This is a genomic window from Corallococcus sp. CA053C (genome assembly GCF_003611675.1).
Lineage (GTDB): Bacteria > Myxococcota > Myxococcia > Myxococcales > Myxococcaceae > Corallococcus.
This window is the reverse complement of record NZ_RAWA01000280.1, coordinates 1-13,131: the sequence shown is the minus strand read 5'-3', so window position 1 is coordinate 13,131 and position 13,131 is coordinate 1. Positions and strand designations below refer to the sequence as shown.

Below are 13,131 nucleotides of genomic sequence, written 5' to 3'. Positions count from 1 at the left end.
CGGCAAGCTTCCCCCACCGAGCCGCTTCCCCGCTGTGTGGTGGCCAGCCGGGCCGCCCACCTGTCCCTTCAGTTGGGGAACAATTTTCTTGGTAACGTGATACCGGGACGTCTGATCACGTTGACCAACCGTACCCGAGCAGCGACCATCCAAGACCGGGGGGGCCGGAAGGGAGGGCGCCAGATGGAAGATTTTTGCAGTGTTCATGGACGGCAAGTGCACGCTCGCCGCACCTGCGACACCTCCATGCGGTGCGGGACGCTTCAATCGTCACGTGTCGAAAGTTTTTCCCTCTCCGGTGCGATTGATGCCCCTTCGAGGCTTGCAGGGTCGCCTCGCCATGGAAACTTGATCCCCCCATGGGCACCGATGACCTCTTCGCGCACACAGTGCTGTCCGGCCACGGTGACGCCGTGAGCGACGGTGGCGGGATGCCGGCTTCGATGCTGCCGCCCGGTGAGGAGGTCCAGGAGGGCGCGGTGCTGGGCAACTACCAGCTGGAGCGGCTCTTGGGTGAAGGCTCCATGGGGCGGGTGTTCCAGGCGCGCCACGTGCGGCTGGGCCGGCAGGTGGCGCTCAAGGTGCTGCGGCCGGAGCACGCGCGGGACAGCTCCTTCGTGCAGCGCTTCTTCCAGGAGGCGCGCACCGTCAACCAGGTCAACCACGAGCACATCGTGGAGATCTTCGACTTCGTGGACGACTCGCCCGACGGGTACGTCTACTGCGTGATGGAGCTGCTGCGCGGCCAGAGCCTGGGCGCGCTCCTGAAGGAGGAGGGGCTCACGCTGTCGCGGGTGCAGCGCATCGGGGTGCAGGTGTGCGCGGCGCTGGGCGCGGCCCACCAGGTGGGCGTGGTGCACCGCGACATCAAGCCGGACAACCTCTTCATCAGTCAGCGCTCGGGCCAGGCGGACTTCGTGAAGGTGTTGGACTTCGGCGTGGCCAAGCTGATGACGACGCAGACCGGCGTGAGTCTCACCGGCACGCTGGACGGGACCATCATCGGGACCCCCGCGTACATGGCCCCGGAGCAGGCCGCGGGGCTGCCCGTGGACGCGCGCGCGGACATCTACGCGGTGGGAAACATCCTCTACGAAATGCTCGCCGGGCACCCGCCCTTCCAGGCCTCGGCCTTCGGGCAGCTGGTGGTGCAGATCATCACCCAGGCGCCGCCGCCGCTGCCCGCGCAGCTGCCGTCGGGCGAGCCCACGCCGCCCGCGCTCGCGTCGCTGGTGATGCGCTGCCTGGCGAAGGAGCCGGAGGCCCGGCCCCAGACGCTCGCGGAGGTCACCACCGCGCTGCTGCTGCTGCCCGCCGTGAACGCGGAGCCGTCGCTCGCGCTGGAGCCCGCCGCCGAAGAGCCGGAGCGGCCCACCCTGCGCATGAAGGTGCCCGGCCTGCTGCGCGACCGGCGGATGCAGGTGGCGGCGGCGCTGACCGCGCTCGCGCTGGTGTCCGGCCTCACGACGTGGACGGGCCTGCACGCGATGCGCACGCCCGACGCGGAGGCCCTGGCGCCGTCGCCGGTCGCCGCCGTCGCGGCGCGGCCCATGGCGGGCGCGATGGATCCGGTGACGCTGACGGTGCACTCGTCCCCGCCCGGCGCGAAGGTGGTCCGCGTGGATACCGGCGAGGAGCTGGGCATCACGCCGCTGACGAAGGCGCTGACCCGGCAGGCGGTGCCGCCGCAGCTGCGCGTGGAGCTGGCCGGGTACGTTCCGCTGGAGCGCTCGGTGGAGCTGAAGCAGGACGCCGCCGCCGCCGAGCTGACCGTGCCGCTCGTGAAGGCGAGCACGGGGCCGCGCCGCGCGCCGGCCCGTGCGCCGGGTCGTAAGGGAGGAAGTCGGGATGCGGTCATCAATCCGTTCGCGGCGCAGTGATCGCAAGGCCCTGGGCCTCGCGCTCACACTCGCCCTCGGAACGCCGTTCCCAGCAGTGGCGGCGGAGTCGGAGGCAACCTCGGCGGCCGCGGAGGATCAGGCGCGGGAGCGGTTCTCCGAAGGCAACCTCGCGTACGACCTGGGCGAGTTCGACCGGGCGCTGAAGTCCTTCAGCGAGGCGTACCGCCTCAAGCCGCTGCCCGCCTTCCTCTTCAACATCGCGCAGTGCCACCGGCAGCTCAACAACCCGTCGCGCTCGGCCTTCTTCTACCGGCGCTACCTGGCGCTGTCGTCGGACGAGCCCGCCAACGCGGACGTGGTGCGCGACCTCATCGCGGAGATGGACGGCAGGGCGCGCGCGCAGGAGGAGCAGCGCCGCGAGCGCGAACGCTTCGCGAGGGATCGCGAGCTGCAACGGGCGCGCGAACAGGCCGCGCTCGCGGAGGCGCGCGCCAGCCAGGCGAAGCTCGCCGCGACGCCCGCCACCGACGCCGCGCCGCAGCGCAACGGCGCGTCCGAGGCCCTGGCGATGCAGGTGCCGGAGGCGTCCGTGAAGACGGAGGCAGCGGCGCCCAAGCCGTGGTCGCGCCGCTGGTACGTGTGGGCGGGCGCGGGCGCGGTGGCGCTGGTCGCGGGTGGCGCCGTGTGGCTCGCCACGGCGCCCAACCCCCGGGACACGACGCTCGGCACCGTCGGGCGTTAGCCGACCGCCTCCGCCGCCTTCACGACGCTCGGCACCGTCGGGCGTTGGCCGACCGCCTCCGCCGCCTTCACGACGCTCGGCACCGTCGGGCGTTGGCCGACCGCCTCCGCCGGCTTCAGCGCGGCGGTGCGGCGGACTGCGCCATCACCTGCGCGGCGATGCGGGCGATGCGCGCGTTGAACGACGGCGCGTCGTGGAAGGTGAGGCGCACGTCGCCGACCTTCAGCTCGTCGCCGGGTTGCAGCAGCCGGGGCTGTTCAGGCTCCAGCGGCTCGCCGTTCGCCGTCACCGGCCGGGACTGCGCCAGCCGCTCCACCGTCCAGCGGCCCTCGGGCGTGGGGTGCAGGGCGAACTGTTCGCGCGACACCGTGGCGTCGTTGACGACGAAGGTGTTGTGCGACGCGCGCCCCAGCTTGAGGGGGCCGCGATCCGCGACGCCCATCAGCTCGAAGCACAGCGCATCGCCCGCGGGCAGGCAGTCGCGCAGGTCCATCATGGGCAAGCGCGTGGCGGCCACATTCTGCTCTTCGGGGACGTTCCAGGCGCCGGCCTCCCACACCAACCACGCGTGCGGGTACTTGGCGCTGAACTTCTCCTTGAGGGCCAGGTGCTGCCGGATGAGCAAGGAGAGCAACAGGGCTCGCATGCTCCAGACATAACCCCATCCACGGCCCTCGCCGCCAGCCCATGTTCCAAGGTGTCCACGATTGGTCGAATGGCGGGCGGGCCTTCGGACTCCAGACTACAGCCGGGCGATGACGGCCTTCGCCATGCGCTCCGGCGCGCCCGGATCCAGGGTGAGGAAGAGGCACGGCTCCGTCACCTCCACCTCCTGCAGCCGGGTGCGCCCCGCGTTGTCCGTGGCCACGTCCACGCGCGCGTACAGGAGCTGCCGGCCGCCCGACGCCTCGAGCACCGCCTCCGCCACCTTCAGCTCGTCGCGGTCGTCCGGCGTGAACGCGTGCGGCTCCGCGAAGCCCCGGGGCGCCGACGCGAGCGTGGGCGGGCGGCGCACCGCGTGGCTGAAGACGCCGTTGAAGAAGATGTAGGAGCGCTCGCCCTCCGTCTCGAAGGCGGTGAGGTAGGGCTGCACCATCACGTCGCCCTCCTTCGCGAGCTCCGTCACCTTCGCGCTCGCGTCGCGCAGCTCTCCGCGCCGGAAGATGAAGACCTTGAGCCCACCGGCGGCCACCGCGGGCTTGAGCACCACCGCGTCCCAGCCCTGCTCGCGCGCCACCGCCTCCACGTCCAGCGTGCCGCCGGGCGACACCCAGACGGTGGGCGTCAGCGGCAGCCCCTGCGCCTCCATGCCGCGCAGGTAGCCCTTGTGCGTGTTCCAGCGCAGCACGTCCGCCGGGTTGAAGAGGCGGGTGAGGGCGCCCACCCGGTCCGCCCAGGCGACGAACTCGTCGCGCCGCAGGTGGCTGTCCCACGCGTTGCGCACCACCGCCGCGCGCACCCCGCTCCAGTCCACGGACGGGTCGTCCCAGATGACCGGCCGGGCATCCAACCCCAGCGCTCGCAGCGCGGGCACCAGCGGCGCATCGAACGGGTACAGCTGCGGCATTCCTGCGTAGGTGACGACGGCGATGTCCAAGGCGGCGGCTCCGGGAGCGGGGACGCGCCGGGTTCTAGCGCGCCCCGCATCGCCGCGCAGCCATCGCCGCCCTTCGGGCCCTCAGGCCGAGCGCACGGCGGCCGGCTTCGCTTCGGCGAACGGCTCCGTGGGGTCCTGCGTGAGCGCCAGCGCCTTCGCCTTCGCCTCGCGCGCCACGCGCCCCAGCTCCAGCTGCCCATGGGGGTAGGGGGCCGCGGGGCCCTCCAGGGCCAGCAGCTGCTGACGCAGCGCCGCGCCGTTGGGGGTGCGCCGCTGCGGGTCCTTCTGGAGCAGGCCCATGACGATGGCGTCCAGCGCGGCCGGCACCGCGGGGTTGAGCTGCGAGGGCGGGACGACCTCCTGATCCACCGCCGCGCGCAGCAGCACCTCCTCCGAGTTGCCGGTCAACGCGCGCCGGCCGGTGAGGGCCTCGTGCAGCGTGAGGCCCAGCGCGAAGAGGTCCGCGCGCCCGTCGATCTCCCGGCCCATGGCCTGCTCCGGCGCCATGTAGCCCAGCTTGCCGCGCACGCTGCCGGCCACCGTCATGTGGGCCCGGGCCGCGTCGCGCGCGATGCCGAAGTCCGACAGCTTCACCTCGCCGATGCGCGAGATGAGGATGTTGGGCGGGTTCAAGTCGCGGTGCACCAGCCCCAGGGGCTCGCCGTCCGGGCTGGTGCGCCGGTGCACGTAGTCCAGCGCGGACGCCAGCTCCGCGGCCAGGAACGTCGCGGCTGGCAGCGGCAGCGGCTTGCGGCCCTGGGGGCGGAGCACGCCGCTGAGCGGCAGCCCGTCCACGAACTCCATCGCCAGGAAGTAGGTGCCGCCGTGGCGGCCCAGGTCCAGCACCTGGACGATGTTGGGGTGGTTGAGCGTGGAGCACAGCTCCGCCTCGCGGCGGAACATGGTGACGAAGGCCGCGTCGTCCGCGAACGACGGCAGGATGCGCTTCAAGGCCACCTGCTTCTCGAAGCCGCCCTCGGGCGAGTACGTGGCCCGGTACACCTCCGCCATGCCGCCCGCGCCCAGCCGCTCGTGCAGCACGTACTTGCCCATCACCTCCTGCTCGCGCAGCGCCGCGAGCGCGCTGCGGGTGCGCTCCAGGAAGTGCCGCGCGAGCGTCGCCGTCAGCGCCCCGGTGGCCACGAAGAAGAACGCGCGCACGCAGATGAACAGCGGCGCCAGCGTGATGAGCGGCTCCGCGGGCAGCAGCGGCCGCACGAAGCCGAAGTAGAGGAGCAGGTACTCCGCCGCCACCAGCGCGCCCGCGGCCAGCCCCAGGCGCGGGTTGCTGCGCAGGCCCGCCAGCGTCACCAGCGTGCCCCAGATGACCAGCGTGGGCGCGGTGAGCGCGTACACCGGGCCCTGGTAGCGCAGGTCGAACGTGAGCACCACCGCGGGGATGCTCACCTCGATGGCCACGTTGAGCCACGGAATGACGGGATGGAACGTGCCCCCGCGCAGCACCCGCCACATGCACGCGTAGTAGACCGCCAGCACCGCCGACAGCCCCATCAGCGCCAGCGTCAGGTCCCAGCCCATCGCCGGGCCCAGCGCCGCGGCCACCACCACGCAGATGCCGGACAGGATGCTCATGAAGCGCGCGACGGACAGCTCGCGCGCCTGCGCATCGCGGCGCAGGTGGGCGTCCAGGAAGCGCGAAACGGTGCTCGATGGATTCCGGGTGATCATGTCCGTCCTACTCTAGAGCACGTACGCCTGCGTCATATGACGGCTCCCCCACACGTTGGGTGCGCGCCTGTCACACCTCCAGGCACACGGCGGGCACTTTGAGGCCCACGAAGTGGACTTCACGGGTCAGGTATCGCTGAAATGTTGCACCCCGACTCCACGCAGCATGCGAGGCACGGGGTGCTCCTCGTTGGACCGACCCTGTCGGTACTGCCTTCGGGCAGGAGGCTTCATGCGCAGCTCCCCCCGCTTATTGCTGGCCGCCCTGGGCGCGGTCCTCCTGTTGGGCAGTGCCTGTGGATCCGATGACCCGGAGAAGCCGCAGGCGGTGTGTGGCGACGGCAAGCAGGAGGCCGCGGAGGCCTGTGACGACGGCAACGTAGCGGACGGTGATGGATGTCAGGCGGACTGTACCGTGACCCCCTTCTCCACGGGGTTCACGCAATGTTGGACCACGCCCCCCGCGGCGCTCCCCGACGGCGCCACCTGCGCGGTGACGAAGGCGGGCACGGCGGGCAAGCTGTTCACCGGCACGGTGCTCGCGGACGGTGAGACGTTCGTGGGCGGCCAGGTGCTGGTGGACGCCCAGGGCATCATCCAGTGCGTCGCGTGCGACTGCGCGAAGGCGGCGGGGGCCGCGGAGGCCACGCAGGTGCTGTGCCCCTCGGGCGTCATCTCCCCGGGCCTCATCAACCCGCATGACCACATCACCTACCCGGGCGCGCCCCAGGCGAGCACCACCACGGAGCGCTACGAGCACCGGCACGACTGGCGCGTGGGCGCCAACAAGCACACGCGGATCAACAACCCGGCCAACGCCAAGGCGGACGCCATCCTCTGGTCGGAGCTGCGCCAGCTGATGGCGGGCACCACCTCCATCGCGGGCGCGGGCGGGCAGAAGGGCCTGCTGCGCAACCTGGACGTCTCCACCGCCGCGTACCAGGAAGGTTTGAGCGAGAGCTACGCGGACTCGGACACCTTCCCGCTGGGGGACAGCAGCGGCACCACGCTGACGGAGGGCTGCGCGTACGCCTCCTTCCCGGTGGCGGCGACGCTGGTGTCGCGCACGTCCGCGTACCTGCCGCACATCGCGGAGGGCATCGCGACGACGGCGCTCAACGAGTTCCGCTGCCTGTCCGCGGGCTCCGGCAACGTGCTGTTCCCGCGCTCGGCCATCATCCACGGCGTGGGCCTCACCGCCCGGGAGATTTCGGAGATGGCGGCGCACGGCACCGGGCTCGTCTGGTCGCCGCGCTCCAACGTGTCGCTGTACGGCGACACGGCGATGGTGACGACGTTCAAGACGATGGGCGTCCCCATCGCGCTGGGCACGGACTGGATCCGATCCGGCTCCATGAACATCCTGCGCGAGCTGCGCTGCGCGGATCACCTCAACACCACCCGCTACGCGAAGACCTTCACCGACGAAGAGCTGTGGCGCATGGTGACGTCCAACGCGGCGGATCTGGTGGACGTGTCCGAGAAGGTGGGCCGCATCGCGCCGAGCAAGGTGGCGGACCTGGCCATCTACCGGCTGGGGACGTATCGGACCTCCCCGCACCGCGCGGTCATCGCCGCGGAGCCGCAGGACGTGGTGCTGACGATGCGCGGCGGCAAGGCGCTCTACGGCGACCAGGGCCTGGTGGACGCGCTCAAGGGCACCGACACGTGTGACGCGCTGGACGTGTGCGGCACGCGCAAGGCCGCGTGCCTCCAGTCGGAGATCTCCAAGACCCTGGCGGCGTTCCAGGGCTCCACGGACACCCAGAACCTCTACCCGCTGTTCGCGTGCGGCACGCCCGCCAACGAGCCCTCGTGCGACCCCATGCGCAGCGCGGTGGGCACCGCCTTCCCGGTCGCCGCCGTCAACGGCTCCTCGGTCTACACGGGCCTGGCGATTACTGGGGACTCGGACCTGGACGGCATCCCGGCCGCTTCCGACAACTGCCCCATCATCTTCAACCCCGTGCGCCCCATGGACAACGGGCGGCAGCTGGACACGGACGGCGACGGCACGGGCGACGCGTGCGACCCCTGCCCGCTGGAGGCGGGCACCACCGCGTGCAAGGCCTTCCGTGGCGAGGACGACGACCGCGACGGCGTGGCGACGTGGCGCGACAACTGCCCGTTCGTCTCCAACGCGGACCAGAAGGACACCGACCGCGACGGCAAGGGCGACGCGTGCGACGGCTGCCCGGCGGAGGCCGGCACGTGCTCGGTCGATGACCCCTCGGACTTCGACTACGACAACATCGTCACCCCCGCGGACAACTGCCCGCTGGTGGCGAACCCGGACCAGAAGGACACGGACGCGGACCGCGTGGGTGACGCGTGCGACGCGTGCCCGGTGGCGAACCCGGATGGCGCCGCGTGCGCCGTCACCGTCTACGACGTGAAGACGACGCCGACCTTCGGCAACACGTCGCTCGTGGGCACGAAGGTCGCGGTGGACGGCGTGGTGGTGACCGGTGTGGATGCGAAGGCGGACAAGGGCTACTGGGTCCAGGTGGCGAACCCCCCGGCGGGCAGGGGCGCGGAGAACTCCGGCCTCTTCGTGTTCGCGGCGAAGGCCGACGTGGCGGTGGGTGACAACCTCAAGCTGGAAGGCACGCTGAAGGACTACTTCGGCCTGCTGGAGCTCATCGACGTCACGGTGACGAAGCACAGCGCTGGCAACGCGCTGCCCGCGCCGGTGGTGGTGCGCTCGGAGGCCATCCGCACCGGGGGGCCCCAGGCGAAGGCGCTGGAGGGCACGCTGGTGGAGGTGCGCGACGTCGTCACGACCCGGCTGGAGAACAAGGACCGCGAGTTCATCGTCGACGAGAACGCGTCCGGCGACCCGACGAAGAGCGGCCTGATGGTGGACGACCAGGGCTTCGCCTACCCGACGCAGGTGGTGGGCACCGTGTACCGCCAGCTTCGCGGCCTGCTGACGTATGGCTTCAGCAACTCCAAGCTGGTGCCCCGGAGCGCGAGCGACATGCTCATCCCGCTGCCGGCACTGACGGGCTTCACGTCCGGCGGCTACGCGCGCGTGGGCGGTAGCAGCGCCATCCCGCAGGCCCTCACGGTGACGATGGCGTCCGTCTACCCGGCGGACGTCACCGTCTCCATCACGTCGTCCGACCCGGCGGCGCTGAAGGCGGTGGACGGGAAGGTGGTCATCCCCGTCGGCCAGACGAGCGCGACGGTGGCGCTGGAGGCGCTGGCGCCGGCGGCGGCGGTGGACCTCACCGCGACGCTGGAGACGTCCTCGCTGAAGACCTCGCTGCGCGTGCTGGGCACGAACGAGCCGGCGTCCATCACCGGCCTCACGCCGCAGACGGTGGGCCTGGCCCCGGGCGGCACGGCGCGCTTCACCGTGACGTTCGACCGGCCGGTGCCCGCGGGCACGGCCCTGGGCATGAACCTGTCGCGCGCGGGCTTCGGCACCTTCGACAACCAGACCGTGGTCGCCGACACGCTGACGGGCACCTTCGACCTGACCCTGGACGAGGCCGCCACCGGCTCCGCCACGGTGAGCATCACCGACGGCGTCAACAACCTGGACGCCACGGTGAACGCCATCACCGACGTGCCGCGGCTCACCGTGCTCTCCCCGAACACCGCCACGGTGAACGCGGGCGCGCAGCAGGTGTACACGGTGACGCTGGAGTCCGCTCCGACGACGCCCGTGCAGGTGCTGCTGACGCTGACGCCTCCCGCGGGCTCGGCCTTCGGCGCGCTGGCGGACACGTCCGTGACGGTGCCGGTGGGCCAGACGAGCGCGACGGTGGTGTTCACCGCGGCGGCGGAAGGAGAGGGGACGGGCACGGTGTCCGCCTCGCTCAACGGCATCACCCGCACGGCGTCGCTGACCGTGCTGCCGCCTCCCGCGAAGCTCGCCAGCCTCTCGCCGGACGTGGTGACGGTGTCGGCGGGCAAGACGCAGGTGTTCACCGTGACGTTGGACCGCAAGGCTCCGGCGGGCGGTGCGGCGGTGGACCTGGCGCTCTCGCCTTCGGACGTGGGCGCCATCGCGCCCACCACGACGGTGGTGGTGGCGGCGGGCCAGACGACCGCGACGGTGACGTTCACGGCCGCGGCCACGGAGGGCACAGGTCAGCTCACCGCGGCCTACGCGGGTGTGTCGAAGCAGGCGGCCATCACGGTGAAGGTCGTCACGGGCGCGGAGCATGTCGTCATCAGCGAGATCGCCGGCCAGGGGCTGACCGTGAACGGGGATGACTTCATCGAGCTCTACAACCCGACGGATGCCGACGTGGACATCTCCGGTTGGAAGCTGCTCTACCGCACGGCGAGCACCACCAGCACCACCACGGCCTTCACGGTGCTGGCCACGCTGCCCACCGCGACCATCAAGGCGCACGGCTACTTCCTGGTGGCGGCCACCAGCTACTCCACCACCGCGGTCCCCGCGGATTTCACGTGGGGCAACACCGACATCTCCGGCACCACGGGCAACGTCCGCCTGGGCACTGCTTCCGTGTCCACGGACCCCACGGCCACCGACGGCGTCATCGACACGGTGGGCTTCGGCGCCGGGCGCACCGTGGTGGAAGGGACCGCGGCCCCCGCGCCTCCGGGCAAGGGTGGCAGCATCGAGCGCAAGGCCCGGGCGAGCTCCACCGCCGCGAGCATGCTGACCGGCGGCGAGGATGCGACCGCGGGCAACGGGTATGACTCGGAGAACAACTCGGCGGACTTCGTGCAGCGCGCCGAGCGCCAGCCGCAGAACGCGCAGAGCGGGGTGGTGGAACGGCCGTAACCCCACCGCGACCGAAGCAATGACAACGCCCGGTCCCCGCTGCTTCAGGGGGCCGGGCGTCTTCGTTTCCCGTCCTGCCCGCTCAGCCTGGCGGGGGCGTGCGCACGTGCAGGCCGCCGGAGAGGATCTGATCCAACGACGCCATCAGCGGGTCGTAGTTCACGACGGCGCGGAACAGGTTGTGGTGCAGGAGGATGCCCAGGTAGCCGCCCATCATCGTGTGGGCCATGTGCACCGGGTCCACCTCCGCGCGGAACTCCTGGCGCTTCTGGCCGTAGCGGATCATCCCGGCCAGCACCTCCACGTAGAGGGCGATCTTCTCGCGCAGCATCTCCGCCACGCGGTCGTTGGAGTCCGCGGACTCCGCGGACAGCATCCCGAAGAAGATGCCGTATTCGCGGTGGTAGCGCAGGAACTGCGAGGTGCGCGAGACGACGAACACCAACTGCTCCCGGCCGGACAGGCTGCGGCGTTCGGTGAGCAGCGGCAGGAACTCCGCGCGGTAGCGCTGGTGCAGCTCCTCGATGGCCGCCAGCAGCAGGTCTTCCTTGGTGGGGAAGTGCCAGTACAGCGCGCCGGGCGTCATCCGGATGGCTTTCGCCAGGTCCGACATCGTCGTCGACAGGTAGCCCCGCCGGGCGAACAACGTGATGGCGGCCTCGAGGATTTCAACCCGCGTCCGCGCAGCCCGCTCTTGCTTGATTTCGCGCTTCGCCGGTTCCTTGCTCATTAACGGGTAAATCTACACCTCACGCGGCAAGGAGGGTCACCTTAACGATTTCCGAGGGGGCACCGACGCGCAGCGGCGGGCCCCAGAAGCCGGTGCCCCGGCTGACGTAGAGGTGGCGGTCGCCGTCCTGGAAGAGGCCGGCATCGTGCTTCCAGATGGCGGAGACGGCGACGGTGAAGGGGAAGAATTGTCCGCCGTGGGTGTGCCCGGACAGTTGCAGCCCCATGCCGGCGCGCGCCGCGACGTCCCAGTTGGAGGGCTGGTGCGCGAGCAGCACGGAGGCGCGCGAGGGGTCGCGGCCCGCGAGCGCGGCGTCCAGGTTGTAGCCCTTGGGCCCGTTGCGCATGGACCAGTCGTCCACGCCCACCAGGTCGAAGGCTCCGCCCGCGTCGCCGATGGAGATGTGACGATTGCGCAACACGTGGATGCCCAGGCCCGTGAGCGCGTCCGCCCAGGCGCTCGCGTTCCAGTAGTACTCGTGGTTGCCGGTGATGAAGTGCGTGCCCGCGCGCGCCCGCAGGTTCTGGAGCGCGGCGACGGACGGGCCCAGGTCCTTCACCGTGCCGTCCACCAGGTCGCCGGTGATGGCGACGAGGTCCGGCTTGAGCGCGTTGCAGCGCGACACCAGCTCGTCCATGAAGCGGCGCTGGATGATGGGGCCCACGTGGATGTCGCTCACGTGGACGATGGTGAAGCCATCCATGGACTTGGGCAGGCCTTGCAGCCGGACCGCGACCTCGTTCACCACCGGCGGGTGGAAGGCGTTCCACATGCCGAAGCCCGTGAGGCCGCCGGCTGCGAGCACCGCGCCGCCAGCGGTGGCCCGCGCGAGGAAGCGCCGCCTGTCTTCATCGACAGGGGGCGCCACGGGCTCGGCGGTGACGGACAGCGCCGTGAGGGACGGCGGGGCGGACCCAGGCGCCGCGACGGGCACGAGGACGGCGCGCTGGCCCTGCGTGCGGGCGACGACCCAGCGCACCCCGCCCAGCGCCGCGAGGGCGAGCAGCAGGTACACGGCCACGCCCATCCACGTCCACGAGTAGACGGCGACGATGAACGCGGAGGGGATCACGCGCGTCACCACCCACGACAGCAGCAGGGGCAGGCACAGCAGCGTCAGCAGCACCTTCCCGGTGTGCCGCCACGCGGGGCTCGTGGACGTGTCACGGAACAGCCGGCGGTACAGGTAGACGTGGACGCAGGTGGCCACGACTCCGACGACGAGGATGAACAGCGCGATGCGCAGCGGGGTTTCCATGGCGGCCCCATCCTCGCGCGCATGCCTCCCGACGCAACCGCAGGCGCGTGAAGAAACGTGAAGCGAGGGGGCCTGTGGCGGGGAAGCCGGTTACTTCCGGGCGTCGCCCAGCGCCACGCCAATCTGCTGCCACTCCTGGGCGTAGGTGCCACGGGAGAAGGCGCGCAGGTCGTCGGACGTCACCGTGCCGCGCGTGAGCGCCGTGTCGAGCGCGCGCACGATGGCGGCCTTGTGCGGCGGCTCCACGTAGGGGTTGTCCTGACGGAAGACCTCGCCGAAGAGGGACTCCAGGCGGCCGTCCTGCTTCAGGCGCTCCACGATGCGGTTCTGCGACACCGGCGCGTCCGAGTGCGCGTGGAGCATGGCGGACGCGATGCCGCTCTGCGCGTCGGCGTCCGGGAACTCCTCCAGCAGGCCCAGCTCCATGTCCGCCTGCGCGATGGACTCCGCGTCCGCGGGCGAGCTGGGGGCGCGCACGGCCGGCGTCTGGGGGCTGTCTCTTATAC

General features: G+C 71.3%; 9 protein-coding genes. 3 read left to right on the top strand and 6 right to left on the bottom strand.

Annotated elements, in window-relative coordinates; translation table 11 throughout:
• Positions 1–359: 359 nt before the first annotated feature.
• The gene (locus tag D7V97_RS29480; protein WP_120613967.1) at positions 360–1,880 is read left to right on the top strand and encodes a serine/threonine-protein kinase; all 1,521 of its coding nucleotides are present in this window, start codon (positions 360–362) and stop codon (positions 1,878–1,880) included.
• A complete protein-coding gene (locus D7V97_RS29475) occupies positions 1,849–2,583 on the top strand; it encodes a tetratricopeptide repeat protein (protein WP_120613966.1) in 735 nt (244 codons plus the stop codon). Before D7V97_RS29480 ends, D7V97_RS29475 begins: the two co-directional genes overlap by 32 nt.
• A 115-nt stretch (positions 2,584–2,698) precedes the next feature.
• Here the strand turns inward: D7V97_RS29475 and D7V97_RS29470 are convergent, their stop codons facing one another.
• The 3 genes from D7V97_RS29470 to D7V97_RS29460 all read right to left on the bottom strand — a co-directional run bounded on the left by D7V97_RS29470 (position 2,699) and on the right by D7V97_RS29460 (position 5,869).
• Positions 2,699–3,229, bottom strand: a complete 531-nt coding sequence (locus D7V97_RS29470) for an FHA domain-containing protein (RefSeq protein WP_120613965.1) — start codon at positions 3,227–3,229, stop codon at positions 2,699–2,701.
• Positions 3,230–3,325: 96 nt separating this feature from the next.
• Entirely contained in the window at positions 3,326–4,180 is an 855-nt protein-coding gene (locus tag D7V97_RS29465; protein ID WP_120613964.1) for a RimK family alpha-L-glutamate ligase, read from the bottom strand.
• 81 nt (positions 4,181–4,261) lie between these two features.
• A complete protein-coding gene (locus D7V97_RS29460) occupies positions 4,262–5,869 on the bottom strand; it encodes a serine/threonine-protein kinase (RefSeq protein WP_120613963.1) in 1,608 nt (535 codons plus the stop codon).
• A gap of 232 nt (positions 5,870–6,101) precedes the next feature.
• Here D7V97_RS29460 and D7V97_RS29455 point away from each other — a divergent pair, with 232 nt between their 5' ends.
• Positions 6,102–10,637: a lamin tail domain-containing protein gene (locus D7V97_RS29455; protein ID WP_120613962.1), complete on the top strand. Its 4,536-nt coding sequence runs from the start codon at positions 6,102–6,104 to the stop codon at positions 10,635–10,637.
• 82 nt (positions 10,638–10,719) lie between these two features.
• Here the strand turns inward: D7V97_RS29455 and D7V97_RS29450 are convergent, their stop codons facing one another.
• The 3 genes from D7V97_RS29450 to D7V97_RS29440 form a co-directional block, all read right to left on the bottom strand.
• Positions 10,720–11,367: a TetR/AcrR family transcriptional regulator gene (locus tag D7V97_RS29450; RefSeq protein WP_120613961.1), complete on the bottom strand. Its 648-nt coding sequence runs from the start codon at positions 11,365–11,367 to the stop codon at positions 10,720–10,722.
• 19 nt (positions 11,368–11,386) lie between these two features.
• Positions 11,387–12,625, bottom strand: coding sequence for a metallophosphoesterase (locus tag D7V97_RS29445; protein WP_120613960.1), 1,239 nt, complete (start codon positions 12,623–12,625; stop codon positions 11,387–11,389).
• Positions 12,626–12,715: 90 nt separating this feature from the next.
• Positions 12,716–13,131: hypothetical protein (locus tag D7V97_RS29440; RefSeq protein ID WP_120613968.1), on the bottom strand; the 416-nt coding region annotated here is incomplete at its 5' end.

What these genes read in the sequence shown, in the direction of transcription:
- D7V97_RS29480 (WP_120613967.1), top strand. Translation starts at nt 360, where the DNA reads ATGGGCACCGATGACCTCTTCGCGCACACAGTGCTGTCCGGCCACGGT.
- D7V97_RS29475 (WP_120613966.1), top strand. Translation starts at nt 1,849, where the DNA reads ATGCGGTCATCAATCCGTTCGCGGCGCAGTGATCGCAAGGCCCTGGGC.
- D7V97_RS29470 (WP_120613965.1), bottom strand. Translation starts at nt 3,229, where the DNA reads ATGCGAGCCCTGTTGCTCTCCTTGCTCATCCGGCAGCACCTGGCCCTC.
- D7V97_RS29460 (WP_120613963.1), bottom strand. Translation starts at nt 5,869, where the DNA reads ATGATCACCCGGAATCCATCGAGCACCGTTTCGCGCTTCCTGGACGCC.
- D7V97_RS29455 (WP_120613962.1), top strand. Translation starts at nt 6,102, where the DNA reads ATGCGCAGCTCCCCCCGCTTATTGCTGGCCGCCCTGGGCGCGGTCCTC.
- D7V97_RS29450 (WP_120613961.1), bottom strand. Translation starts at nt 11,367, where the DNA reads ATGAGCAAGGAACCGGCGAAGCGCGAAATCAAGCAAGAGCGGGCTGCG.
- D7V97_RS29445 (WP_120613960.1), bottom strand. Translation starts at nt 12,625, where the DNA reads ATGGAAACCCCGCTGCGCATCGCGCTGTTCATCCTCGTCGTCGGAGTC.